General features: G+C 72.1%; 19 protein-coding genes and 5 pseudogenes. 12 read left to right on the top strand and 12 right to left on the bottom strand.

The features are described from left to right. The first annotated feature begins 422 nt into the window (after nt 1-422). The 3 genes and pseudogenes from ACWD4U_RS10565 to ACWD4U_RS10555 form a co-directional block, all read left to right on the top strand. Entirely contained in the window at nt 423-1433 is a 1011-nt protein-coding gene (locus ACWD4U_RS10565) for a LacI family DNA-binding transcriptional regulator (protein WP_363450325.1), read from the top strand. Between the two features lie 152 nt (nt 1434-1585). Beyond that, nucleotides 1586-2122 carry a hypothetical protein gene (locus tag ACWD4U_RS10560; RefSeq protein WP_363450327.1) on the top strand — a complete coding sequence of 179 codons (537 nt, stop codon included), beginning with the start codon at nt 1586-1588 and terminating at the stop codon, nt 2120-2122. Nucleotides 2123-2513: 391 nt separating this feature from the next. Beyond that, nucleotides 2514-2849: pseudogene (locus tag ACWD4U_RS10555) on the top strand (IS701 family transposase); the annotation flags it as partial. Between the two features lie 134 nt (nt 2850-2983). Here the strand turns inward: ACWD4U_RS10555 and ACWD4U_RS10550 are convergent. Beyond that, on the bottom strand, nt 2984-3580 hold the full coding sequence (locus ACWD4U_RS10550; RefSeq protein ID WP_363450329.1) for a hypothetical protein: 597 nt from the start codon (nt 3578-3580) through the stop codon (nt 2984-2986). 366 nt (nt 3581-3946) lie between these two features. On the opposite strand from ACWD4U_RS10550, the gene ACWD4U_RS10545 reads away from it, so the two are divergent. Beyond that, a complete protein-coding gene (locus tag ACWD4U_RS10545; protein ID WP_363450331.1) occupies nt 3947-4450 on the top strand; it encodes a hypothetical protein in 504 nt (167 codons plus the stop codon). A 31-nt stretch (nt 4451-4481) separates the two neighbouring features. Here ACWD4U_RS10545 and ACWD4U_RS10540 read toward each other — a convergent pair whose 3' ends face one another. Together ACWD4U_RS10540 and ACWD4U_RS10535 are read right to left on the bottom strand one after the other, a co-directional pair. Then, complete coding sequence (locus ACWD4U_RS10540; RefSeq protein WP_449787161.1) at nt 4482-4736, bottom strand: SCO4402 family protein; 255 nt, start codon at nt 4734-4736, stop codon at nt 4482-4484. A gap of 20 nt (nt 4737-4756) precedes the next feature. Then, nucleotides 4757-5170 (bottom strand): annotated as a pseudogene (locus ACWD4U_RS10535) (DUF1326 domain-containing protein); the annotation flags it as partial. A gap of 165 nt (nt 5171-5335) precedes the next feature. Between ACWD4U_RS10535 and ACWD4U_RS10530 the strand changes: the two are divergent. Beyond that, nucleotides 5336-6136 carry a DUF2182 domain-containing protein gene (locus ACWD4U_RS10530; RefSeq protein WP_363450335.1) on the top strand — a complete coding sequence of 267 codons (801 nt, stop codon included), beginning with the start codon at nt 5336-5338 and terminating at the stop codon, nt 6134-6136. 57 nt (nt 6137-6193) lie between these two features. On the opposite strand, the gene ACWD4U_RS10525 is transcribed toward ACWD4U_RS10530, so the two are convergent. From ACWD4U_RS10525 to ACWD4U_RS10510, 4 genes are all read right to left on the bottom strand, one after another. Next, nucleotides 6194-10741: a tetratricopeptide repeat protein gene (locus tag ACWD4U_RS10525; RefSeq protein ID WP_363450337.1), complete on the bottom strand. Its 4548-nt coding sequence runs from the start codon at nt 10739-10741 to the stop codon at nt 6194-6196. Continuing rightward, entirely contained in the window at nt 10738-11172 is a 435-nt protein-coding gene (locus ACWD4U_RS10520; protein ID WP_363450339.1) for a hypothetical protein, read from the bottom strand. Before ACWD4U_RS10520 ends, ACWD4U_RS10525 begins: the two co-directional genes overlap by 4 nt. A gap of 139 nt (nt 11173-11311) precedes the next feature. Beyond that, complete coding sequence (locus ACWD4U_RS10515) at nt 11312-11845, bottom strand: GNAT family N-acetyltransferase (RefSeq protein ID WP_363450341.1); 534 nt, start codon at nt 11843-11845, stop codon at nt 11312-11314. A 213-nt stretch (nt 11846-12058) separates the two neighbouring features. Further along, complete coding sequence (locus ACWD4U_RS10510) at nt 12059-12910, bottom strand: aldo/keto reductase (RefSeq protein ID WP_363450343.1); 852 nt, start codon at nt 12908-12910, stop codon at nt 12059-12061. Nucleotides 12911-13077: 167 nt separating this feature from the next. Here ACWD4U_RS10510 and ACWD4U_RS10505 point away from each other — a divergent pair, with 167 nt between their 5' ends. After that, nucleotides 13078-13968 (top strand): helix-turn-helix domain-containing protein, encoded by an 891-nt coding sequence (locus tag ACWD4U_RS10505; protein ID WP_363450345.1) that lies wholly within the window; start codon nt 13078-13080, stop codon nt 13966-13968. Between the two features lie 249 nt (nt 13969-14217). Then, nucleotides 14218-14322 (top strand): annotated as a pseudogene (locus ACWD4U_RS10500) (SMI1/KNR4 family protein); the annotation flags it as partial. A 41-nt stretch (nt 14323-14363) separates the two neighbouring features. Here ACWD4U_RS10500 and ACWD4U_RS10495 read toward each other — a convergent pair. The 4 genes from ACWD4U_RS10495 to ACWD4U_RS10480 form a co-directional block, all read right to left on the bottom strand. Further along, a complete protein-coding gene (locus tag ACWD4U_RS10495) occupies nt 14364-15029 on the bottom strand; it encodes a dihydrofolate reductase family protein (RefSeq protein WP_363450349.1) in 666 nt (221 codons plus the stop codon). Next, entirely contained in the window at nt 15029-15505 is a 477-nt protein-coding gene (locus tag ACWD4U_RS10490; RefSeq protein ID WP_363450351.1) for an SRPBCC family protein, read from the bottom strand. Before ACWD4U_RS10490 ends, ACWD4U_RS10495 begins: the two co-directional genes overlap by 1 nt. Nucleotides 15506-15583: 78 nt before the next feature. Continuing rightward, nucleotides 15584-15925: an ArsR/SmtB family transcription factor gene (locus ACWD4U_RS10485; RefSeq protein ID WP_363450353.1), complete on the bottom strand. Its 342-nt coding sequence runs from the start codon at nt 15923-15925 to the stop codon at nt 15584-15586. 79 nt (nt 15926-16004) lie between these two features. Beyond that, a complete protein-coding gene (locus tag ACWD4U_RS10480) occupies nt 16005-16796 on the bottom strand; it encodes a bestrophin-like domain (RefSeq protein WP_363450355.1) in 792 nt (263 codons plus the stop codon). A gap of 75 nt (nt 16797-16871) precedes the next feature. Here ACWD4U_RS10480 and ACWD4U_RS10475 point away from each other — a divergent pair. The 3 genes and pseudogenes from ACWD4U_RS10475 to ACWD4U_RS10465 all read left to right on the top strand — a co-directional run. Continuing rightward, nucleotides 16872-17531: pseudogene (locus ACWD4U_RS10475) on the top strand (ATP-binding cassette domain-containing protein); the annotation flags it as partial. Between the two features lie 228 nt (nt 17532-17759). Next, nucleotides 17760-18857, top strand: a pseudogene (locus tag ACWD4U_RS10470) (SpoIIE family protein phosphatase); the annotation flags it as partial. A 271-nt stretch (nt 18858-19128) separates the two neighbouring features. Beyond that, a complete protein-coding gene (locus tag ACWD4U_RS10465) occupies nt 19129-21708 on the top strand; it encodes a discoidin domain-containing protein (RefSeq protein ID WP_363450357.1) in 2580 nt (859 codons plus the stop codon). A 56-nt stretch (nt 21709-21764) separates the two neighbouring features. Here the strand turns inward: ACWD4U_RS10465 and ACWD4U_RS10460 are convergent, their stop codons facing one another. Continuing rightward, nucleotides 21765-22361 carry a sigma-70 family RNA polymerase sigma factor gene (locus tag ACWD4U_RS10460; RefSeq protein ID WP_449787158.1) on the bottom strand — a complete coding sequence of 199 codons (597 nt, stop codon included), beginning with the start codon at nt 22359-22361 and terminating at the stop codon, nt 21765-21767. 245 nt (nt 22362-22606) lie between these two features. On the opposite strand from ACWD4U_RS10460, the gene ACWD4U_RS10455 reads away from it, so the two are divergent. Continuing rightward, nucleotides 22607-23191 (top strand): sigma-70 family RNA polymerase sigma factor, encoded by a 585-nt coding sequence (locus ACWD4U_RS10455; RefSeq protein WP_363450359.1) that lies wholly within the window; start codon nt 22607-22609, stop codon nt 23189-23191. Beyond that, nucleotides 23188-23934, top strand: coding sequence for an anti-sigma factor (locus ACWD4U_RS10450; RefSeq protein WP_363450361.1), 747 nt, complete (start codon nt 23188-23190; stop codon nt 23932-23934). Before ACWD4U_RS10455 ends, ACWD4U_RS10450 begins: the two co-directional genes overlap by 4 nt. Nucleotides 23935-24017 lie beyond the last annotated feature (83 nt).

Genomic DNA, 24017 nt, shown 5'->3' with positions numbered 1-24017 from the left:
AGTTCGGCTGATGGACGGCCGGGCATCACTATGGGAGCCGCCGGAGACGCCGTCAAGGCTCCCGCCGGGATTCGATTTCGCCCGAACCGCCCGCTGCAGCACCCTTGCCTTGGCGCTTTGTTATCGCTAACAATCAGCTGATGGCGCGGTCCGCTGTACACCGTCAAAGCCGTGCTCCCCGCCACCAGCCCGGCTGGGTCGCCACGCGTTCGTCACCGAGGTGCTCCATGCGTCCGTCAACGTCGTCCGCCATCGTTGTCCGTCGTCGTCGCCCGCCAACGTCGTCCGCCATCGTCATGCGGCCGCTCGAACACGCTGCGGGCTTGAGTACGCTGCGGGGATACCGGCGCGTCATCGGGGCCGCACCGGATTCGGAGCCTGGAGGGCACGTGGGCGAGGTCGGCGACAGGCACGCGCCAACGATGGAGGACGTGGCCCGGGAGGCGGGTGTGTCGCACCAGACCGTCTCCCGCGTGCTCAGCGGTCACCCCAACGTGCGCGAGTCCACCCGGGAGCGGGTGCGCGAGGCGATCGCCCTGCTCGGGTACCGCCCGAACTCCGCGGCCCGGGCCCTGGTGACCCGGCGCTCCCGCACCCTGGGCGTCGTCGCGGCCAACACCACGCTGTACGGCCCGGCGAGCACGCTGGCCGGGCTGGAGCACGCGGCGCGGCGGTCGGGGTACCTGGTCGCCGCGGTCAGTCTGGACCAGCTCAGCGAGACGGCGCTGAAGCAGGCGCTGGACCACCTCGCGGCCTGGGGCGTGGAGGGGGTCGTGGTGATGACCCCGCACCAGGGCGCGGTGGCCGCGCTCGCCCGGATGACGCACCCCTTCCCCGTGGTGACGGTGGAGGGGGGCCACGACCTCGACCTGCCGGGGGTCGCGCTGGACCAGTACACGGGCGCGCGGATGGTGACGGAGCATCTGCTGTCGCTCGGGCACGCCTCGGTGTGGCACGTCGCCGGTCCCCGCCAGTGGATCGAGGCGGAGGGACGCTTCCAGGGCTGGCGGTCCGCATTGGAGGACGCGGGCGTCCACGCCCCTGAGCACCTGAACGGGGACTGGAGCGCCGCCTCGGGCTACCGCGCGGGCAAGCTCCTGGCCGCGGCCCACCGGGGCCTGGAACAGGGGTCCCGCCCGACCGCCGTGTTCGTCGCCAACGACCACATGGCCCTCGGCGTACTCCGCGCACTGGGCGAGGCCGACCTCCGGGTACCCGAGGACATCGCGGTCGCCGGCTTCGACGACCTCCCGGAGGCGGAGTACTTCAGTCCCCCACTGAGCACCGTCCGCCAGGACTTCACCGCCATCGGCCAGGCCGGCATCGACCTGCTCCTCCAACGCATCGAGGACCCGGCGGCGCCGACGCGACACGTCACGATCACCCCCGAACTGATCGTCCGTCACAGCACGGGCGGCCCCCGGGCCTCCTGAGCTGGTGCTGTGACCAGGAACGTTCACCGACTTGGCGGTTGAGGCAGGGCCCAGTCCGATTCCTTCGGACGCCAGCCGAATATGATCGCGCTCTGATCTTCTCGTGAGGGGTGCACGGGGCCTTGAAGAGACCTGGACGCCTGACGATCTTGGTGAGCGCCGCCATACTGCTGGGCTTGCTCGGCTGGGGGGCGAAGTCGGTGCTCGACTCGGCATTCGGACCACCGGACAACCATGTCGCGGCAACCGATTCGCGAGTCTGTTCCCAGACCAGCGGCAACAACATCTCCCTCGCCGATGCGACCGGCCACTTCAACCTCGTTGTTCCCCTCGCCGCCACGAACCTCGTCTTCACCGCTGATACAGGTGGTTTGCGGGGCGAGACGGACCTGTCGATGCGCTTCACCACTACGCCGGCAGACCTCGCCGCGTTCCTCGAGGCCAGCCATTTCAACCCACCGAGCGCCACCGCCGAGGTGTCCGTGGGCGACTGGGCCGTCCGCGGCCCCGTAGCGACCGTCCAGGCTGCTCAGGGCCCGTGCGGCTTGACCCCGCCGGTCAACCCCGCCATGGAATACAGCCAGGACGGTCCCGGCAGTGGCATGGAGAAGAACCCACGAGCCCTGGCGGTGGACAGCTCGAGCGATCCGGCGCACCCCGTCGTGTGGATCACCGCCATGGCCCTCTGACCATTCCCCCCAGTGCATCGTCCCGAGCCGTGCGATCAGGCAGGCGCTGTCCGGCCGCTCATGCACTCCTCGGGCGGGACCCGGCCCAACGCGACCGCCTCGAGGAGATCCTCGAGAACCTCATCGCCCGCATCGCCGAAGCCGAGCGTGAAGGCTGGCTCGGCGAGGTTGACGGGCTCTGTGTGGCCAGCGCGGAAAGCTCACACATGTCACCGCGTAGCCAGTACATTGGTCGCCCTCCCGATGCCGACGCTCCGAACGGAGCCGCGAGCATGGCCGGGATGGCGGCGTCTGCGCCAACGGGACGAAGCGTTGGCGCTTCGCTGCGCGCCGGCGGCCAGTCGGCTTGCGGCCTGGTCCCACGGCCGAGGCTCGGCCACGTCGTCCCTGTCGGCCAGTGGCCGCCGGGGTGCCGTTCCGTTGGGTGACCGGTGACGAGGTATACGGGCAGGATCCCGGTCCTGCGTGCCTGGCTGACCGAGCACGAGATCAGCTACGTGCTGACCATCGCCTGCAAGCACCGGCTGGGGCCGCCAGGACAGAACGCCCACACGCTCGCGGTGATCCTGCCGGAACACGCCTGGGACATCCGTTCCGCCGGCAGCGGTGCCCAGGGCCAGCGCGAGTGGCCGACATCGTCCCAGCGGCCGGAGCCCGCTGGGCAAGAGAGGAGGTCTTGCAGACTGCGAAGAACGAGGCAGGGCAGGACCACTACCAAGTCCGCCACGCCCCTGCCCACCGCCCCCGAAAGGAGGGAACCGACCGCGACCTGATCCGACTGAGGTTGAACGAGATCCGCCGTCTGCTCGGCAGGCACTGCCGCCGCCGCAGCCACCGGCCCCCGTCAGTGCGGCCGCAGTATCAGGCCGGCGGGATGGTGTTGGTGCGGAGGTCGATGATCACCGAATTGTTCTCGGTCCATGAGACGTTGCATTTGACGTCAGCGCTGGTGGCGCAGCTCGCGCTGCCGCGGTTGACGGCGCTCGTCTTCATGTCGATGTCGAGAATGTTGACGAAGTGTCCGCTCGCGTCGTCCAGTTCATACGTCACCACGGACTCGGCGGCGCCGAAGTCGAAGTTCAGGTTCCAGGTGTGGAACGCGCCCATGGCGAGCGTGGTGCCCACCGCGGTCGAGGGCGGAACCCAGAGCGGGTCGATGTTGTCCGGGTTGGTCCAGGTGGCAACCTTGGCCGTGTACTTGTACGTGTCATTGACGACGTAGAAGGTTTTGGTCGGTGTGTCCGACAGGCCGGGCCCGGTGATGAGGTCGATGAGAGGGATGTGGGCCAGGGGCTGAAGGATCTGGTCGGGCAGCCACGATGTGCCTTCCTGCGGCAGGCCGGCGCGCGCCTGGGCGGCGTAGCTCGGCTGCACCCCTGTTCCAAAGGTGGCCAGTGACAGGGTCAGGGCGGCCAGGGCGACTCTGCGGCCGAATGCGCTCCTGCGGAGAGCGGTCATTCACAACCTCCAGTGGACAACGAGAAGTGGGCCAGCTCGATCCTCACCGTGACACACGGTGGGCTCGGCGCCCCGCCGTCACGCCGGGATTAGGCCGAAGGGGACGGCCCGACGTACTTCCCGTGGTCGTTCCGTGTTTCGGGCACGGGTCACCTTGTGCTCGCGGTCCTTGACGATGCGTCAGGCACCTTCGAGGTTGTCCGTCAAGCCGCTGTCCTCGACGACGCGTAGCCGCCCGGCTCTACGAGTGGCTCGCGAACCAGTCACAGGAACTGCGGCTGCAGTCCTGAGCCGGCCGTGATGCGCAGAGGGGCTTCCGAGGGTGCTTCGGATCGGTCACCATGGAGGTCCGTCAGCGATCCGGGGGTGGGGATGGGCGCGGGTGGAGACGACGTTCGAGAACCGCAGCCGGAGGAGGTCGGACCCGCGCCGTGGCTGGCGGTGGCGTGCCTGGTCGGGCTGATTCTGGCCTACGTCCTGCTGACGAACTTCACCGAGGAACTACGGGCGGCCCTGTGGGGCACGCCCGGGACCGTGACCGTCACCGAATGCCACACGTACGACAACACCGTGGCCAACGCGGGAACGTCGACGTCCTGCGTGGGCACCTTCACCCCGGATGACGGCGGCTCGTCGTTCAACGTCCCCATCGCCGGCAACGTCGACTCGCAACCGGTCCGTGCGTGGCTGGTGGACGGCACGTCCGGCACGGCGTACGTGTCACCGGCGGTGTGGACAGGGGTGTTCCCGGTGGGGCTCTCCCTCCTCGTGGCCGGTCTCCCGGTGGTGGTGACAGTGGCGTACGTGCGCCACGTCCGCGCGCAGCGCCCCAGGGTCGGTCGTCAAGGATCAGATCCGGCGCAGGATTGAGGCGACGGTGCCGGCGATGGTGACGGCGACTTCACACCCGTTCTCCAGCGGCTCGACGAACCAGGTCTCGGGCAGCGGCGCCGACCGAGGCCTGCACCGCGTTGTAGGCGGCACCGAGACGTGACATCAGCTCGACCTCCTCCTCGGTGCGAAGGCACTGGCCCAACCAGGGCGAGGGATTGTTCGCATCGCAGAAGTCACCGACGAGCACGTGCACGGTGTAGCCGTGGTCCTCGAACTGATCCGGATCGAGCCAGACCTCTCGCTGCCATGTCGGGCTGGCCAGCGCCTCGGCCGGGCAGCTCCCTAGGAGTCGGGGCCGCTCCAGTCGAACGCGAAGTGCTTGCTGGACTTCCCGCTGCGGTTCCAGCTGAAGCCGAAGGCGTCGGCGTGGTCGGTGGTGGCGCGGCCCCAGGTGGCGATCTGGCCTGGTCCGACTTCGGCGCCGGGGGCGTTGTGGAGCTGTACGCGTCCGCCCTCGGGGGAGGTGGGGCCGGTGAGGGCTTCGACGCGGGCGGTGACCCGGCCGGGGATCTCGACGCTCCAGGTCCGGAGGTCGTCGTCGATCTCGACGGTGATGGGGGCGACGTCCATGCCGCGCACCTCGGTCGTGGCGAGTTCGCCGAACTGTTTCGGCCAGCCTCCCACCTGGCCGCTGAAGATCGTGCCGAGTGCGGCGCGCTGCTGCTCGTCGGCGCGCTCGTCGATGAAGAAGGCGGCCCGCCGCCCGCGGCCGGGACACCGGCGATGCCGGACGCCGCCGATCTCGGAGTAGTCGTCCCTCCGAGTAGTCGCCGCCCAGGTGCGCCGCCGCGACCGGGACCCGACCGGGTGTTGTCGTCGGCGGGTGTGTGCTGTCCTGGAGGGACCAGGCAGGAGAGCAGCATGCGTACCGTGACCGTGGAGAAGCAGCCGCTGCGGACCGGGGTGCTGATGCCCGCCCGGGAGTTGGCCGTGGCGTGGGGCCTGATCGTGGTGATCGCGGGGCTGGCCTGGGTGTTCACGGTCGGGCAGGCCCGGGACATGGGCATCGAGCCCGGCACGATGGGGATGGCGCTGCCGCTGTTCCTGGTGCTGTGGCTGGCGATGATGGCGGCGATGATGCTGCCGTCCGTCGCGCCGGTGGCGGTGACCTGGGCCCGCGCCATCGGCCGGCAGTCGAGCGGCGCGGAGCGGGCAGCGCGGACCACCGAGTTCCTGGGCGGCTACCTGTTGGCGTGGACGGCTTTCGGGCTGCTGGCGTACGGCGGCCTCGCGCTCACCGGTGACCTGGTGGACCGTGAACCGGACGCCGGGAAGTGGATCGGCGCTGCCGCCTTCGCCCTCGCCGGGCTGTACCAGCTGGGTCCGCTGAAGTACGTGTGCCTGCGGCACTGCCGCAGCCCGATCACCCAGCTGATGCGCTACGCGTCCTTCCGCCCGCCGGGGCGGGACCTACGCGTCGGGCTGCACCACGGCGGGTACTGCCTGGGCTGCTGCTGGGCGCTGATGCTGGCGCTGGTCCCGCTCGGAGTGATGAACGTGGCCGCGATGGCGGCCATCGCGGTGGTGATCTTCCTGGAGAAGCTGTGGCGCCGCGGGCCACAACTGGCCCGGGTCGCGGGGGTGGCGTTCCTGGTCCTGGCAGTACTGGCACCGTTCCAGAGCTGGCTGCTGCCGGGGCTCACCCCGAGCGACATGATGTAGCGCGCCGACCTGCACCCCGTCGGGTTCGACGACGCGGCCGCCGCTCCGCGCCGGGTCTCACGGGCGGCGGACGTAGGAGAGGGTGAAGGCGCCGTCGGTGGGGACGCCGGCCGGGTTGAGGCAGTCGACGTCGATGCGTACTACCGGCAGGGTCTGGTAGTCGCCGATCCAGCCGAGCATGCAGTAGCCGCTGCCGCCGTTCGCGCTGACTTGGACGTTGCCGCCGTACGTACCGCCGGTCGTCCAGGTCAGCCGGTAGTTGCCGGGGCCGAGGCGGGTGATGGTGGGTCGGGTGCCGTCCGCGCTGTAGGAGTGGGCGGTGTCGAGCGTCTGGTTGGACGGGTCCGCGGACGTGCTGGCGGCGTTCGCGGCCGGGACGGACGGGTCGCCGTGCAGTCCCTCCCCGTCGACGTACGACAGCAGCCACTGGGAGTCGGCCGGCTGCGCCACCGGGGACGAGCCGATGGCCCAGCAGGTGACGGGGACGACCAGCGCGCCGCCCTGCGTCGCGGTCTGATCCGGCTGGCAGTGCACGGGAGTGCCGGTGCCGTACGGGGTGATCTGCACGTGGCCGGTGTTCGGGGCGAACGCCGCGCCGGCGAGGAGCACCCGGTAGCGGCCGGTGCCGTCGTGCAGGACGCGGACCGTCCCGCCCGCCGAGTTGACGGTGCCGCTGTTGGCCACCGGGTTGAGAGCAGTGGCGCCACCCGGGGCGTCGTAGCGCACCGTCGCGTACGGCCGCCCGCCGCCGGTGGAGGCGGTGAAGAACACCGTGTGCCACCAGTCGATCGGCGCGCCGTTCTCGTCGAAGCAGCGGACCCGGACCAGTTCGTCGCGCCCGGACGGGCCGTACTCGGCGACCGTGCAGGTCCGGCCGCGGGTGTTGATCCGGTAGGCGGTGGCGTGGGCGATCCCGGTCGTGGAGGCCAGCCCGGGCAACCGGACCTGGTAGTCGCCGGTGGCGGTACGGGTGACGGTGGCCTCGGCCCCGGCCGCGTCGGTGGACCACTGCCAGCTGGGCGCCAACTCGGTGGGCACACCCAGTGGCGCCTCACTGGCCGAGGCGAGGTTGACGTACGCGTAGCCCCAGTGCGCCCGCCCGTCCGACGGCCCGCCCGTACCGCCGCCGCCCGTCGTACCGCCGCCGCTCGTGCCGCCGTTCCCGCCGGACGGCTGGGACGGAACGCCGCCGCCGGAGGAACCGCCACCGCCCGGCCCACCGCCGTCGGGGGGTCCGTCGCCGGGCGGCAGGCTGGTGGGCGGACCGCTCGGCACGGGGTCGCCGGTCGGTGAGCCGGTCGGCGGCGCACCCGACGGACTCGCGGTCGAGGACGGGTCGCTGCCTGCGGTGCCGCCGGGCGTGGGACTCAGCGTCCGGGTGGCCCGGGGCGGCGGAGCGGTGCCCGGATGCCCGTTGTGCGGGGCGTCCCCGCCGAGCGACGCCCCCAGCGCCACCACCAGCGCCGTCAGCGCGGCCGCCGCCCCTTTGACCATCGGCGCGAACTGCTCCGACGTCGGTCCCGGTGACACCGCCAACTGGCGGGCCACAGCCGGCGCCCCGCGGACCAGCCGCACCGGAGCACCCCACCACGACCCGCCGCCCGGCACGTGCCCGACCGTCGCTGATGGACCGTCAGATCCTGGGCTCTCAGCTGAAGTTGTCGATCCGTCAGGGACCGGACGAGAGCTGCGCGGAGCCGGGCGGTCGGTGTCCGGCCGGTCGTCGCGGCCGCGGGTGGTGCCGGGGTGTCGGTCGAACTCCTCGGAGAACCACCAGGCGCCCAGCAACAGCGCCGGTACCGCCACGAGTTCCGCCCGGGTACCCAGGTGCAGGGCGAAGGGCAGTGCCGGGCGATCAGGGTCGGCGGGCAGCTCGGGGAGCAGGCCGGCCGGTACGAGGTGGGCCAGCCGGCGCCGCAGGAAGGCTTCGTCCTCGGCCACCGCCGCCGCCTTGTCGTCCTGGCCCAAGGTGACGTGGTGGAAGCGGAGATGGCCGAGCAGGGTGAGCAGCAGCGGCCCGTTCGTCCGGAGGTCCTGCTCGCTCAGGCGTTGCTGCACGTCCACGGCTTCCCGCGTGTGCCGGATCGCCTGCGCGTCGCGGTCGGTTCCGGCGTGCCGGGCGGCCATCGCGATGATCGCGCCACAGTTGCCCAGGGCCCGCGCCAGGTCGGGCTCGTAGCGGAAGGGCTGCGCCGCGGCCGGGGCCCGTCCGATGCGCACCGCCTCCTCTGCCGCGGCCTCCGCCTCGGCCCACCGCTCCGGTTCCCCCCGGTCCGCGGTACGGCCGAGCAGCGCGGCGAGGTTGCCGAGCGCGAGTGCGAGGTCGGCGGAAATCTCGGTGACGGTCTCGGCGGCAATCTCGTTCCCGGCCCCGGCGAGGGTCTCGGACGCGGCCCTGGTGCGGACCTCGGTGCCGGCCTCGGCGGGTGATTCGCGGTCGGGCGTACCGGCCGCCGTGGCCCGGGCGAGCAGGCGCCGCCGGACGGCGACCGCCTCCTCGGTGGCGGCCAGCGCCTCGGGCCAGCGGCCGGCACGCTCGTACTCGTCGCCCAGGTTGGTCAGCGACACCGCCAACCCGCCCTCGTAGCGGGCCGGATCGGTGGCGACCAGCTCGCGCCTCATCGCCACCGCCTCCTCGGTGTGCGCCACCGCCTCGGGCCAGTTCCCCACCTGCGCGTACCGGTGGCCGAGGCTGCTGAGTGCAGCCGCCAGCGCGGGCGCCTCGGCCGCCGGGTCCAGGGCCGCGCGGGTGCGACGGGCGGCGAGCGCCTTCTCGGCCGCCTCCACGGCCTCCTCGTGGCGGCCGGCGTCCGAGAGGCGTCGGCTGAGTCGGGCGTACACCTCGGCGTGGATGGCGAGGTCGGTGGTAGCGGCGACCCGTCCCGGTGCCAGGTGGGCGGCGAGCGCGGCGGCTCCGGCGTCGAGGTCGGTGTGGCGGGTGTCGGGCAGCACGCGGTCGACGGCGTCGAGCAGGTCGCGGTCGAGCAGGCGGAGCACGTGGAGTTCGGTCAGGCCGATCAGGGCGGCGCTGCTGCCTCGGAGCAACAGCTGGGGTTCGGCAGTCAGCAACGGTGACAGCACGTCAGTCGCGAGGTGCGGCCAGCGGCCGGCCGATTCGACCAGCACGGTCAGCGCACTGCGGCTCCAGGGCGCCGGCTGGTCGTCGTCGGCCACGAGCAGCAACCGGACCGCGTGCGAGGCCCACGATCCCGCCAGTTCCGACAAGTGGGATCCCGCGGGTCCCACCAGGCCGCCGCTCCCGTCCTCCTCGACGAACCCGTCCTCGACGAACCCCTCCTCGACGAACCCGTCCTCCCCGTACCGCTCCGCGAACAGCCCGACCGCGGTGCCGACGGGCGCGACGGTGCGGCCGATCAGGTCCTCGCGCAGGTGGTCGGGGCTCAGCGGTTCCAGGACGAGGTTGCGGCGTGACGGGTAGCACAGCTCGTAGTGGTCGAGCAGGACGGTCGCGGCCGCCAGGGTGTCGGCGAGTCCGACCCGTTGCAGGGCCAGGACGGCGTCCGGTCGGGCGAGCGGGCCGGTCAGGGCGGCCGTGAAGGCGACTCGGGCCATCGTGCTCGCGGGCGTCGCCGTCGGGCCCAGGCGCTTGAACAGGGTTGCCCAGTAGTCGAATTCGCGGTCGAGCAGGTAGGCGGAGGCAGCCCTGGGGCCGGCGGGTGCGTCCGCTCCGCGCCGGGCGGCGTCGACGGCCACCAGCGCGGCCAGGTGCACGGTCAGCACCTGCGCGTAGTCGGGATCGCTGGTCAGGGTGGCGGGCGGGTCGATCCGCCCGGCCTGCTCGACCGGCAGGCCGAGCACGGTGGCGAAGCTCTCGCACGCCTGCCGGAACAGGGCGGCGCGGTCGGCGGGGTCGGCGGCCAGGGGCGGCAGCTCGAACCGCGCGGCGGACGCGTGCAGGTACCTTCCGACCCAGGAGGCGACCTCCGTCCACCACGGCCCCGCCGGACGGGACACCAGCAGCACCCGGAGCCGGGGCGAGCCGTGCAGCGCCCGGTCGGCCAGCAGTCGCTGGAGGTCCTTCGCGGGCAGCCGCTCCGCGTTGTCCACCACCAGCAGGACGCCGATCGGGCCGGCCGGTGGCAGGTCGGGCGCGGCGGTGGGCAGCACGTCCTCGACGGCCCGCCACACCGTCCAGCCGAGCTCGCTGCTCGCCTCGGCGAACTCGGCCGCCAACCGCGACTTTCCTCGCCCGCCCGGCCCGTGCAGCAGCAACACCCGGGTCCGGCCGTCCAGCCCGTCGCTGTGCGGCTTCGGCTCGCCGGTGAGCCACTTCTTCAGCCGGTCGAACTGCTTGCGCCGGCCGGTGAACGGGACGACGGCGTGCCGGGCCTCCAGCAGCGTGGACGGGTTGGCCAAGGGCCGCCTGGCGGTGAGGGCAGTGTGCTCCGGGTCCGGGGCCTGGCCGGGTGCCTCCCAGCGTTCCGCGCGCGGGTCGAACTCCTCGATCCGGTACGCGGCCGCGCTCTCCTGGACGATCGTGGTGACGTTGTTGTGGTGGCCCCCCACGACCGTCAGGTTCCGCTCGACCCGGTTCCCGGAGACGTTGACCCCGGTCCACTGCCCGCCCGGATCGGATGTGCTCATCTGCTGTCGCCGGGGCCGATCCGGTTGTGGTTGCCGGTCACGACCGTCAGCGATCCACCGACCTCGTTGTCGCGGACCGTGACGGTGGTGGTGGTCGGGGCGGCAGTGAAGTCCTTTAGCAGGTGGCGCAGTTGCGCCGCGGCCTGCTCGATCCGCTCCGCGGCCAGACTCTCCAGCTCGTCCTCGAAACGCACCTGCCACCGCGCCCGCTGGTCCGCGATCAGGCGCTCGTCGTCCGCGGCTCCGGGAGCGGTCAGGACGCGCGCGGTGTCGTCCAGCCGCGCCAAGGTGGTCCGCCGGCGCTCGGCGTCGTCGCCGCCGAACCATCCGCCGATCCGGCTCCGCAACCCCGTCCAGGCATCCGTCCCGGCCGCCTGCACCACCGCGGTGCCCCCTGCCGCGGCCAGCGCCGCCAACGCCTCGGGCAACATCGCCGTACCCCCTCAAGCCAGCGTGTCGTCTCGACGACGGTACCGCTGCCCCGCCCGCCTGCGCACCGACTTCGGATAGTCCATCTCCCGTGCGAGACAAGACAGTTATGAAATCAGCCGCCCTGTCGGCCGGGCCTCCTCATCTCGCCGGGTCGGACCGCTCCGTGCGGAGCATCGAGAAGATCACCTGGTCGTGCCAGCGGCCACCGCGCCACTGGGCGGAGCGCAGCACCCCCTCCTGCACGAACCCCGCCTTCTCCAGGGCGCGTTGCTCGGCGAGGTTGGCGCAGTCCGTCCAGGCCTGGAGCCGTTCGGCCCTGGTGTGGTCGAAGAGGTACTCGGCCAGCAGCCGCTGCGCCCGCGTGCCTATGCCGCGCCCCTGCGCGGCGGGCACCAGTCCGATCGCCAGCGTCCAGCACGCGGAGGTGTCGGGCCGCCCCCAGCTGCCGGGGAACCACTTCACCCGGCCCACCGTCCGGCCCGCGTCCGCGACGGACAGCACGCCGCCGTCCGGGCCGAGCAGCCCGTTCTCCGCGAATCCGCGACGCAGGCCGCTCGGTGCGCGGTAGCCGAACCACTGGTACGGGCCGACGCCTTCGGGTCGGCTGAACTCACGCTCGAACAGGTCGAGGTCGTCGGCGGTGACGGGGCGCAGGGTGATCTCGTCCGGCATGCGGCGGCTCCTGGTCTTCTCGGCCGGCCCCCGCATCTCGGCAGGGTTCGGCGGGCACGGCAACGGGTGTCCACCCGACCCTGCCATACCGGCCGGTAGGGCACGCAGGGCCGGGCCGGATTCGCCCGAACCGAGCCGACATTCCGTCAGGACCCCGACCACCGCACGTGGCTGACGCGGCGCAGCAGCCCCGGAACGCAGCACGGACGCGGTTCAGCTGTCCAAGCGGCGCTTGCTCAGCCAGGCGACCATCTCGGGGTCGTGGTGGTCGAAGAACAGGGTGCTGCCGGTGTCGAGGGCGGCGATGGCGGCCAGCTGGTCGTCGGTGAGGCGGAAGTCGAAGACGTCGATGTTCTGCGCCATCCGGTCGGGGTTGACGGACTTGGGGATGGTGACGATGTCGCGCTGGATCAGCCACCGGAGCACGACCTGGGCCACGGACTTGCCGTGCGCGTCGCCGATGCCGGCGAGCACGGGGTGGGTGAACAGGTCGTTCCGGCCTTCGGCGAAGCCGCCCCACGCCTGGTGCTGGACGCCGTGCGCGCGCATCAACGCGTGGTCGGCGTCGCGCTGGTGGAAGGGGTGGGTCTCGATCTGGTCGACCTGCGGGGTGATCTCGTTGTTGAGGATCAGGTCCAGCAGCCGGTCGGGGTGGAAGTTGGCGACGCCGATCGCCTGCGCCAGGCCCTCGCGGTTCGCGGCCTCCATGGCGCGCCACTGGCCGTACACGTCGCCGTAGGGCTGGTGCATCAGGTACAGGTCGACGTGGTCCAGGCCGAGCTTGGCGAGGGACGTCTCCAGGGCGCGGCGGGCGTTGTCCTGGGCGGGGGCGTCCTGGACCCACAGCTTGGTGGTGACGAACAGCTCCTCGCGCGGGATTCCGCTGTTCTTGACGGCGCGGCCGACGGCCTCCTCGTTGCCGTAGGCGGCGGCGGTGTCCAGCAGCCGGTACCCGGCGGCCAAGGCGTCGGTGACGGCCTGCTCGGTCCGGTCGGCGGGGATCTGGTAGACGCCGAAGCCGAGGACCGGCATCCGGAGGCCGTTGTTGAGGGTGACGTGCTGCATTGGTGGTGTTCCTTGCTTCTCAGGTGCGTTGCGGGTGCCGGGGCAGGCACCCCCCGGTCACCTGACCAGCCAACCGCGTTCCGGCCCCCGGTGGGGCGGTCAAGCAGACCCTGACGGGGTCCCCCACGCCCGCGCCCGTACGCGGCGACCGGTCGTAGGGTCGGGTTATGGACCGACGCAGCGAGATCCGCGACTTCCTCACCACCCGCCGGGCCCGCGTCACCCCTGAGCAGGCCGGCCTCGTCCTCTCCCCGCTCTCCGGAGCGCGCCGCGTCCCAGGCCTGCGCCGCGAGGAGGTCGCCCAGCTCGCCGGCGTCAGCGTCCCGTACTACACCCGCCTGGAACGCGGTGACGCCCGCGGCGCCACCGACGCCGTCCTGGACGCCATCGCCCGTACGCTCCGCCTCGACGACGCCGAACGAACCCATCTCTTCGACCTCGTCCGGGCCGCCAACGCCGCCAACGCCTCGGGCACCGCAACGCCGTCCCGGCCAGCCCGGCAGCCCGTCCGTCCCGGCCTGCGCCACCTCGTCGAGGCGATCAGCGGCGTCCCCGCCTACGTCCGCAACGCCCGCCTCGACCTCCTCGCGGGCAACACCCTCGCCCGCGCGCTGTTCGCCCCCGTCTTCGACAGCCCCGCCCGACCCGCGAACGCCGCCCGCTTCACCTTCCTCGACCCCGCCGCCCCCGCGTTCTACCCCGACTGGGACGCCGTCGCCGACCAGAACGTCGCCACCCTGCGCGCCGAAGCCGGCCGCAACCCCTACGACAAGGCACTGTCCGACCTGATCGGCGAACTCTCCACCCGCGGCGGCGACCCCTTCCGCGGGCGCTGGGCCCGGCACGACGTCCGCCATCACCGCGCCGGCGCGAAACGCATCCACCACCCCCTCGTCGGCGACCTCACCTTCACCTACGAGACCACTCGGCTCACCGCCGACGACGGCCTCTACCTCATCCTCTGCGCCGTCCCACCCGGCAGCCGCGACGCCGAAACCCTCGACCTCCTCGCCAGCTGGAACGCCTCCGCACCGACAGCCTCACCCTCCAGCACCTGACACGACCACCGGTGGGGCGGCGCCGGTCTGCTGACCGAGCATCACCCGGCCGCGATCCGGTGGACGACCCGAACGGTCGGAGTCAGCTCTCCCCCTGGCGTCGTGGGTGGCTGGTCTCGCTGTCCGGGTCCGGTGGTATCCATGGCCCCATGGATACCACCGGACCCGGCGACGTCGCCGCGCTGCGCGCGGCCTTCGGTGTCGACGACGGCGGCGAGTCGACGCTCGGATGGGACGCGGTGCACGCGTTCGATCGTGTTGGGAACCGACGGCTGCGGCATGTACTGGCACCTCATCGTCACCGACCCGCACCGCGGACACGTCTGGAACATCAGCCCTGGTTCGACGCTGCCGAGCACGACTGCTGATGCGTCAGGACGTTCAGCAACTCGCGGCTACCGCTTCCGCACCGCGTAGGTCAGGTGCGTCACCCGCGTCGTCGGGTCCGAACGGACCGGTTCCAGGGCGATGCTGGACGCGTCCACGCCGTCGAACAGGCGGGTGCCGCCGCCGAAGAGTACGGGTGACAGCGTGATCGAGAACTCGTCGACCAGACCGGCGTTCAGGTACTGCAGGATCGTCTCGCCGCCGCCGGCGATGCGGACGTCCCGGTCGCCGGCTGCGTCGCGGGCCTGGTCGAGGGCGCGCTCGATACCGTCGTTGACGAAATGGAACGTGGTGCCGCCGGGCCGCTCCCACGGGTCGCGTGGGGTGTGGGTGACGACGAAGACCGGGGTGTGGAACGGCGCTTCCTCCGGCCACGCGAGTTCGCCGAAGTCGAACATCCGCTTGCCCATGACGCTCGCTCCGGTGCGCTCGAACGTCTCCCGCGCGATGTCGTTGTCGCGGCCCTCCTCCCCGCCCTCGCCCAGCTTCACGTTCTCCCGGAAGAACCGCAGCGGGAAGATCCACTGCTGCAGCTCGGTCCACTGCGCCATCCAGCGCCGGACGTGCGGGTCGTCCTGCTTCTCGGGCGTGAAGAAGTCCTCCACGGGTACGGGTTCGGGCGCGATGAACCCGTCCAGCGACATCGACACGCTGAAGAACACCTTGCCGGCCATCAGTCCTCGTCTCCATTCCGCATGGTCTCGGTGACGTAGGCGGCCAGGTTGCCCAGGGTCTGCCGGCCACCCTCGATCGCGTGGTACTTCTCGACCGCCTCGGCGCGCAGTTCCTTCGTCGGGAACACCGTGCGCATCTCCAGCCGGGTCGCCGCGCCCTCCGGCGCGAAGGTCAGCACCGACTCGAAGGCGTTCGGGTCGTCGCGGAACTCGCCGTGCAGCAGCTCGATCCGCTCCGGCGGTGCGATCCGCATCCACCGGATCCACTCGGCGTAGTCGGTCCCGTCCGGCCCGTGCATGACGAAGTGCCACTCGCCGCCCTCGCGGAACTCGAAGGACCGCGTGGTGGTGGTGAACCCGTTCGGACCCCACCACCCCGACAGGTGCCGGACCTCGGTGAACGCCTCGAACACCAGCTCCCGCGGGGCGTCGATCACCCGGGACACCACGATCTCCCGATCCGCCGCCGCCACCATCGCCGACTCCGACCCAGACCCCGGCTCCGACCCCATCTCTGCCCCCGCGCGCGTTCCCTGCACTGCCCCTGCCATCGCTCAGTCCTCCCGCCGTGCCTGCTTGAGGTCCTGCACGTACGTGTCGAGCCGGTCGAAACTCTCGTTCCAGAACCGCTCGAACCCGCCGACCCACTCGTGGACCGGCCGCAGCCCGGCCGCGTCCAGGCCGTAGAGCCGCTGCTTGCCCGCCTCCCGGACCCGCACCAGCCCCACCTCGCGCAGCACCCGCAGGTGCTTGGAGGCTCGCGGCTGGCTCATCCCCAACTCCTCGGCCAGCTCGGTCACCGGCCACTCACCCGCCCGCAGCAGCGCCAGGATGTCCCGGCGCTGCGGCTCGGCTATCGCGTTGAACGCGTCCGAGGTCGTCGCTGCTCGTGCCATGCCAGCCATCATATGCCGATATCGGCATACATCAAGTGGACTCAGCCACGCGCGCCGACCGGCGTCGCCGCCAGGGCCGTCACGGAGCCCAGTACCGGGCCAGCGCGCCCTGCTGGTACGCGGTCGGCCTGACGTCGAGGTCACCGGAGAAGGGCCGGTCCAGGACGAGCACCAGCAGCAGGCTGAAGCCGATGAGCGCGGCGACGGAGGAGACGAAGACCAGCTGGATCCGCAGGCGGCGCATGCCGTAGAGCGCGGTGAACGGGATCAGGACGAACGCCCCGCCGAAGACCAGGATCTGCAGCAGCGGCGGGAGTTCCTGCTCGGCCATGGTCAGCCGGGCGCGCCGCTGGGCGGCGACGTCGTTGAGCCGGTCCGCGGCCTCCTGGTAGAAGACCTGCTCGCGCGCGGTCGCGGGCTCGTACGCCTGGAGCGCGTCGAAGGCGCCCTGCAGGCGGTCGGCGGTGGCCCCGTAGCTGGGCTGTCCGACGCGCATCCGGGGCCACTGGTCCTCCACCACCGCGTGGACGTAGGCGCTCAGCGCGGCGTCGACCCGGGCGCCGGCCGCGGGCGGGAAGGCGGCGGCGTCGCGGGAGATCAGCGACACGTCGGTGGCCTCGGTCGCGACGATGGTGTTCGTGGTGTCCAGCTGCGTCCAGAGCGTGACGATGACGAACGCGAGGATGATCCCGTAGATCGCGCCGAACATCCCCAGCGTCACGCCGACCATGTCGTTGTGCTCCCCGTGGGCCAGTTGCGGGTATCTGCGGCGCAGCAGCACGCTCCCGACGACGGCGAGGACGACGGTCCCGCCGACGGTGAGGACGGCCAGGGTGAAGGTGCCGAAGTGGTTGAGCAGCCAGAGTGACATGGGCGGGAAGCCTAGGGACCGGACGATCACCCGGAGCGCCCGCCGACCGGGCACGGGGCGCTGATCTGGGCTCACGTGCCCGCGCCATCACCCCATCGGGTGACGGTCCGTCAGGCCGGGTCACCCGGCATTCCGGGATGCCGCCGAACGGGGCGGGTGCCCGTGTGTCGGTCCCGGCATCGGCGCGGCCGGTGTCAGGGTGGGAAACCCGTTCCAGTGTGGAGGTGCCGAGTGCCTGGCGTCCCGCTGTTGTCCCTGCGCGGGATCACCAAGAGCTTCGGGACCGTGCAGGTCCTCGACTCGGTGGATCTGCGGGTGGAGCACGGCGAGGTGCTGGGCCTGGTCGGTGACAGCGGGTCGGGCAAGAGCACGCTGGTCAACGTCGTCTCGGGGGCGGGTCCGGCGGATGCGGGGACGGCGGAGTGGGACGGCCTGCCGGTCGAGCTGCGGCGGCCCGTCGACGCCCGGCGCCTCGGCATCGCCACGGTGTACCAGGACCTGGCGCTGGTCGACCGGTTGGACGTGGTCGCCAACCTGTACATCGGCCGTGAATTACGGCGGTTCGGGGTGCTGCGGGAGATCGAGATGGAGAAACGTTCCATCGCCCTGCTCGAGCAGCTGTCCATCCGCCTTCCCAGCGTCCGGATCCCCGTGCGGGCCCTGACCGCCGAGCAGCGCCAGTCCGTCGCCATCGCGCGGGCGCTGATCGGCCGGCCGCGGCTCGTGGTCCTGGACGAGCCGACCTCCTCGCTCCCCCTGGAGCAGACCGCGCTCGTGCTCGACCTGATCGGCCGGCTGCGGGAGCGCGGCCACGCCGTGGTCATGATCAGCCACAACCTGGACGACATCCAGGCCGTCGCCGATCGCATCGCGGTGCTCCGACTGGGCCGCAACAACGGCGTGTTCGAGACCAGGTACGCCAGCCAGGAGCAGATCACGGCGGCCATCAGCGGCGGCCAGCGGCTCGCGGCGACCCTCCAGCAGAGCCTGCTGCCCCGGGGTCTGCCGGACCAGGACGCCGTCGAGGCCGCGCACCGCTACCTCCCCGCGCACGGCGGCGTGGGCGGGGACTGGTTCGACGTGATCCCGCTCTCCAGCGCCCGGGTCGCGCTGGTGGTCGGCGACGTGGTCGGCCACGGCGTCCACGCCGCGGCCACCATGGGACGGCTGCGCACCGCCGTGCACAACCTCGCCATGCTCGACCTGCCGCCGGACGAGCTCCTCACCCACCTCGACGAGGTGGTCAGCCGGATCGACGAGGAGGAGACGAGGGGCGGCCGCGAGGGCGCCGTCATCGGTGCCACCTGTCTCTACGCCGTCTACGACCCCGTCTCGCGCCGCTGCCAACTCGCACGCGCCGGGCACCTGCCCGCCGTCCTGGTCCACCCCGACGGCACCGTCGACATCCCGGACACGCCCGCCGGCCCGCCGCTCGGACTGCGCGGCCTGCCGTTCACCACGGTCGGGCTCGACATCCCCGAGGGCAGTCAACTGGTCTTCTACACCGACGGGTTGGTGGAGTCGCGGACCAGCGACATCGATGTCGGCCTGGACCGGCTGTGCGCCGCGCTCGCCCACCACCCCGAACGCACTCCGGAACAGGCCTGCCAGGCGGTCCTGGACGCCATGGTCCCGCCCAACCCGGCCGACGACATCGCCCTGCTGATCGCGCGCACCCGGGCCCTGCCCGCCGACCGGATCGCCGCCTGGAGCGTCCCGCCCGACCCCGCGGCGGTCGCCGACGCCCGGGCCGCCGCCATGGCCCAGCTGCGCCGGTGGGGCCTGGAAGACCTGGAACTGGGCACCGAACTGATCCTCAGTGAGCTGGTCACCAACGCCATCCGGTACGGCGCCGCCCCGATCGAGGTGCGCCTGCTGTACGGGCGGACGCTGATCTGCCAGGTCTCCGACGCCAGCAGCACCTCGCCGCGGATCCGGCTGGCCTCCGCCACCGACGAGGGCGGCCGCGGCCTCTTCCTGGTCGGGCAGCTCGCCACGCGCTGGGGCACGCGGTACACGGAGACCGGGAAGGTCATCTGGGCCGAGCTGAAGCTCCCCTGACCTCCGCGCTCCCCAAGTGGGAGAGCGCTCTCCCTACAAGATCAGGATGAATGCCCCGCCGGACGAGCCAACCTCGCATCACTTCATAAACGCAAACTCCCCTGAATCTAGGACGATTTGACCGGCTTTGCCCTGTCCTGACGCAAGGTCATTCGCAGCCGTGTGCGCACAAGCCTTGACGCCGGATTCCGCCTCCCGGAAGACTCACGCAGAGAGCGCTCTCCACTGCGTTCCACCCCCACCCACCCCACCGCTCACAGCAGGAGGAGCCATGCGGCTCGCCGCTCCCCCTTCCGGTGTCCCCATCCGCCGGACGTCCGCCGTCCTCGCCGCCGCGGCTCTGGTCGCCGGCGCCGCCCTGACCCTCCCGAACACCGCGCACGCCGCGGACACGCTGCTCTCCCAGGGCAAGACGGTCACCGCGTCCTCGACCGAGAACGCCGGCACCCCGGCGGCCGACGCCGTCGACGGCAACCTCGGCACCCGCTGGTCCTCGGCCGCCTCGGACCAGCAGTGGCTGCAGGTCGACCTGGGCGCCGTGGCCACCATCAGCAAGGTGCAGCTCAACTGGGAGACCGCGTACGGCAAGGCGTACCAGATCCAGACGTCCAACGACGGCACCACCTGGACCACGATCTACTCCACCACCACCGGCGCCGGCGGCAACGAGTCGCTGACCGTCTCCGGCTCCGGCCGCTACGTCCGGATGAACGGCGTCACCCGCGGCACCGGATACGGCTACTCCCTCTGGGAGTTCCAGGTCTACGGCACCATGGGCGGCACGCCCACCACCTGCGCCACCACCAACGCCGCGCAGGGCAAGCCCGCCACCGCCTCCTCGACGGAGAACGCGGGCACCCCGGCCTCGTCCGCGGTCGACGGCAACAACGGCACCCGCTGGTCCTCGGCCGCCGCGGACCCGCAGTGGCTGCAGGTCGACCTCGGCTCGGTCCAGCAGGTGTGCCAGGTGGACCTGCGCTGGGAGGCCGCGTACGGCAAGGCGTACCAGATCCAGACGTCCAACGACGGCACCACCTGGACCACGGTCTACTCCACCACCACGGGCGCCGGCGGCAACGAGTCGCTGACCGTCTCCGGCTCCGGCCGCTACGTCCGGATGTACGGCACCCAGCGCGGCACCGGGTACGGCTACTCGCTGTGGGAGCTGGGCGTGCACACCGGCGGCGGCTCGACCGTCCCGCCGGTGCAGGGCGGCGGCGACCTCGGCCCGAACGTGCTGGTCTTCGACCCGTCCACGCCGAACATCCAGGCCACGGTCGACGACGTCTTCAAGAAGCAGGAGTCCGCGCAGTTCGGCGACGGCCGCTACGCGCTGCTGTTCAAGCCCGGCACGTACAGCAACATCAACGCCCAGATCGGCTTCTACACCTCGATCGCGGGCCTGGGCCTGAGCCCGGACGACACCACCTTCAACGGCGACGTGACCGTCGACGCGGGCTGGTTCAACGGCAACGCCACGCAGAACTTCTGGCGCTCGACCGAGAACCTGCACCTGAAGCCGGTCAACGGCACCGACCGCTGGGCCGTCGCGCAGGCCGCGCCGTTCCGCCGGATGCACGTCGAGGGCGGCCTCAACCTCGCCCCGTCCGGCTACGGTTGGGCGTCCGGCGGCTACATCGCCGACTCGAAGATCGACGGCCAGATCGGCAACTACTCGCAGCAGCAGTGGTACACCCGCGACAGCTCCATCGGCGGGTTCTCCAACGGCGTGTGGAACCAGGTCTTCTCCGGCGTGCAGGGCGCCCCCGCCCAGGGCTTCCCGAACCCGCCGTACACCACGCTCGACAGCACCCCGGTCTCCCGCGAGAAGCCGTTCCTGTACCTCGACGGCAACGACTACAAGGTGTTCGTGCCCGCCAAGCGCACCAACGCCACCGGCGCCTCCTGGGGCAACGGCGCGCCGCAGGGCTCCTCGCTGCCGCTGAACCAGTTCTACGTGGTCAAGCCCGGCGCGACCGCCGCCACCATCAACCAGGCGCTCGCCCAGGGCCTCAACCTGCTCTTCACCCCGGGCGTCTACCACGTCGACCAGACCATCAACGTCACCCGCCCCGACACCGTGGTGCTCGGCCTGGGCCTGGCCACCATCGTCCCGGACAACGGCGTCACCGCGATGAAGGTCGCCGACGTCGACGGCGTCAAGCTGGCCGGCTTCCTGATCGACGCCGGCGCGGTCAACTCGCCCAGCCTGCTGGAGATCGGCACCGCCGGCTCCTCGGCCGACCACTCCGCCGACCCGACCAGCATGCAGGACGTCTTCGTCCGGATCGGCGGCGCGGGCCCCGGCTCCGCCACCGCCGCGGTCGTCGTGAACAGCAACAACGCGATCATCGACCACACCTGGATCTGGCGCGCCGACCACGGCGCGGGCGTCGGCTGGAACGTCAACCCGTCCGACTACGGCCTGCTGGTCAAGGGCAACAACGTGCTGGCCACCGGCCTGTTCGTCGAGCACTTCAAGAAGTACGACGTCGAGTGGTCCGGCAACGGCGGCAAGACGATCTTCTTCCAGAACGAGAAGTCGTACGACGCCCCGAACCAGGCCGCCGTCCAGAACGGCAACACCAAGGGCTTCGCCGCCTACAAGGTCGACGACAACGTCACCACCCACGAGGGCTGGGGCCTCGGCTCGTACTGCTACTACAACGTCGACCCGACCATCGTGATGGACCACGGCTTCGAGGTCCCGAACACCCCGGGCGTCAAGCTCCACGACGCCCTGGTGGTCTCCCTCGGCGGCAACGGCCAGTTCCTGCACGTCGTCAACAACACCGGCGCCCCCACCTCCGGCACCGGCACCACCCCCTCGAACGTCATCTCCTACCCGTAACGCCCCTCGCAGGCCCGGCGGCCACCGCCCCCACCCGGGGCGGTGGCCGCCCCGCGTCATCCGTCACCGATCGCCGCCCGCAGGCGCCGGAGCCCGTCCCTGGTCCGGGTCTTGACGGTTCCCAGCGGAACCCCGAGGGCCGCCGCGATCTCGCGCTGGGAGTACCCGCCGTAGTAGGCGAGCACCAGCGATTCGCGCTGCACCGCGCTCAGCCCGGCCAGCGCCCGCCGCACCCGCGCCGCGTCGAGCGTCCGCAGCACGCACTCGGCCGCCGACTCCGCCACCGGGCGCTCCGCCCTGACGACCCGTCGCTCGCGCTCCGCCGCGGCCCGCACGGACCTGACCCGGTCGACGGCCCGCCGGTGCGCGATCGTGCCCACCCACCCGGTCACCGACCCGCGCCCGCACCGGTACGACGGCGCCGACCGCCACACCTCGAGCAGCACCTCCTGCGCCACTTCCTCGGCCTGCGCGGGATCCCGCACCACCCGCAACGCGATGCCGTGGACCAGCGGCGCGACCGCTTCGTAGAGCTCGGCGAAGGCACTCCGGTCCCCGCGCGCGACGCGCGCCATCACAGCGCGGAGCTCGTCGACAGCGCGGAGCTCGTCGACCGGCACCGGCGCCGGAGGCGACTGGAGTGTGGCTGCCATGCTCCACACCGTCCCGCCGGGCCACCCTCGTCCGCGACTTGCCTCGTTCCTGCATCGTTTCCACGAGGCCACCGCCCCCGCTCCGCCGAGAGCACCCAATCCGCATCCGCCGCGGCTCCGAACAGGGGGCGTCACGTTCGTCCGTCGCGGCCGGGTCCGTCCCCGCCGATCCCGGGAGGCCCCCTGATGCTGTCCGTGCCACCGTCGGTCCGGTTCGCCGGTCCGTGGACCGAGGGGGTGCCGCGGTGAGCGCCGTGGTGCACCTGTCGGGCCCGGGCCGGCCGGGGCCCGATCTGAAGGAACTGCTGGGGCGGGTCGCGCTGGGCGACCAGAACGCCTTCGGCAAGCTGTACGACGCGGTGGCGGGGCCGGTGCTCGGGCTGGTGCGGCGCGTGCTCCGTGATCCGGCGCAGTCGGAGGAGGTGGCGCAGGAGGTGCTGTTGGAGGTGTGGCGCAAGGCGGCGCACTACCGCCCGGAGCGGGGCGAGGTGATGGCGTGGGTGCTGACCATCGCCCATCGCCGCGCGGTCGACCGGGTGCGCGCCGCGCAGGCGGCCGCCGACCGGGAGCAGCGCATCGCCGCCGCCTCCCACGCGCCGGCCTACGACGAGGTCGCCGAGCAGGTGGAGGGGCGGCTGGAGCGCGAGCAGGTGCGGCGCTGTCTGACGGGGCTCACCGAGGTGCAGCGCGAGTCGCTGACGCTGGCGTACTTCCGGGGCTTCACCTACCCGGAGGTGGCGCAGCTGCTCGGGATCCCGCTGGGGACCGTGAAGACTCGGATGCGCGACGGGCTGATCCGGCTGCGCGACTGCCTGGGGGTGGGGGTATGAGCGCCGCCGACGTGCACACGCTGACCGGCGCGTACGCCGCACACGCCCTCGATCCCGCCGAGTGCGCGGAGTTCGAGCATCATCTGGAGCACTGCCCGGCCTGCGCCCAGGAGGTCGCCGAGTTCACGGCGACGCTGGCGCGGCTCGGGTCGGCGTCGGCCGTGCCGGTGCCGGCCGAGTTCAAGCAGCGGGTGATGTCCGCGCTGGACACGGTGCGTCAGGAGGCCCCCCGCACTGCGCAGTTGCCCGCCGGGACGCGCCGGGGCCGGCTGCGTCGGACGTGGCCGAGGTTCGCCCTGGCGGCCTGCCTGGCGCTGGCCGTGGGCGCGGGCGGCCTGGCGGTGCAGCAGCACCGGGAGGCGGACCGGGCGCGGGCCCGGGCGACGGCGATGCAGCGGCAGCAGGACCGGATCGCCGATCTGCTCACCGCCCCGGACGCCCGCACCACCTCGGGCGCGGTCGCCGGCGGAACCGGCGTGGCGACCGTCGTGTGGTCGCCGAGCGAGGGCGTCGCCGGGTTCCTGGCCTCCGGCATGCCGCCGCTGGCACCGGGCACCACCTACCAGCTGTGGTTCGACGACCGCGGAACCATGCGACCCGCGGGGCTGATGCCCACCGCGAGCGGGGCGCTGCTGCTGAGCGGCCCGTTGGACGGGGCGTCCGGCGTCGGGGTGACCGTGGAGCCGGCCGGCGGCTCGCCGCATCCGACGGGCGCCCCGGTCGTCCTGCTGTCCTTCGCCTGACGGCCCGCTGACGGCTCGTGAGTAGCGCACTGTCCTTCGCCTGACGCCCCGCTGACGGCTCGTGAGAAGCGCGTCATGAGCCG

It is taken from the genome of Kitasatospora sp. NPDC002522 (assembly GCF_053595195.1).
Note: the sequence above shows the minus strand (reverse complement) of the source record. Positions and strands in the feature narration are given on the sequence as shown.

Bases quoted from the DNA above. Each gene is read 5' to 3' on its own strand.
- ACWD4U_RS10565 (WP_363450325.1), top strand. From the start codon at position 423: ATGGAGGACGTGGCCCGGGAGGCGGGTGTGTCGCACCAGACCGTCTCC.
- ACWD4U_RS10550 (WP_363450329.1), bottom strand. From the start codon at position 3,580: ATGACCGCTCTCCGCAGGAGCGCATTCGGCCGCAGAGTCGCCCTGGCC.
- ACWD4U_RS10530 (WP_363450335.1), top strand. From the start codon at position 5,336: ATGCGTACCGTGACCGTGGAGAAGCAGCCGCTGCGGACCGGGGTGCTG.
- ACWD4U_RS10525 (WP_363450337.1), bottom strand. From the start codon at position 10,741: ATGAGCACATCCGATCCGGGCGGGCAGTGGACCGGGGTCAACGTCTCC.
- ACWD4U_RS10520 (WP_363450339.1), bottom strand. From the start codon at position 11,172: ATGTTGCCCGAGGCGTTGGCGGCGCTGGCCGCGGCAGGGGGCACCGCG.
- ACWD4U_RS10515 (WP_363450341.1), bottom strand. From the start codon at position 11,845: ATGCCGGACGAGATCACCCTGCGCCCCGTCACCGCCGACGACCTCGAC.
- ACWD4U_RS10510 (WP_363450343.1), bottom strand. From the start codon at position 12,910: ATGCAGCACGTCACCCTCAACAACGGCCTCCGGATGCCGGTCCTCGGC.
- ACWD4U_RS10505 (WP_363450345.1), top strand. From the start codon at position 13,078: ATGGACCGACGCAGCGAGATCCGCGACTTCCTCACCACCCGCCGGGCC.
- ACWD4U_RS10495 (WP_363450349.1), bottom strand. From the start codon at position 15,029: ATGGCCGGCAAGGTGTTCTTCAGCGTGTCGATGTCGCTGGACGGGTTC.
- ACWD4U_RS10490 (WP_363450351.1), bottom strand. From the start codon at position 15,505: ATGGTGGCGGCGGCGGATCGGGAGATCGTGGTGTCCCGGGTGATCGAC.
- ACWD4U_RS10485 (WP_363450353.1), bottom strand. From the start codon at position 15,925: ATGGCACGAGCAGCGACGACCTCGGACGCGTTCAACGCGATAGCCGAG.
- ACWD4U_RS10480 (WP_363450355.1), bottom strand. From the start codon at position 16,796: ATGTCACTCTGGCTGCTCAACCACTTCGGCACCTTCACCCTGGCCGTC.
- ACWD4U_RS10465 (WP_363450357.1), top strand. From the start codon at position 19,129: ATGCGGCTCGCCGCTCCCCCTTCCGGTGTCCCCATCCGCCGGACGTCC.
- ACWD4U_RS10460 (WP_449787158.1), bottom strand. From the start codon at position 22,361: ATGGCAGCCACACTCCAGTCGCCTCCGGCGCCGGTGCCGGTCGACGAG.
- ACWD4U_RS10450 (WP_363450361.1), top strand. From the start codon at position 23,188: ATGAGCGCCGCCGACGTGCACACGCTGACCGGCGCGTACGCCGCACAC.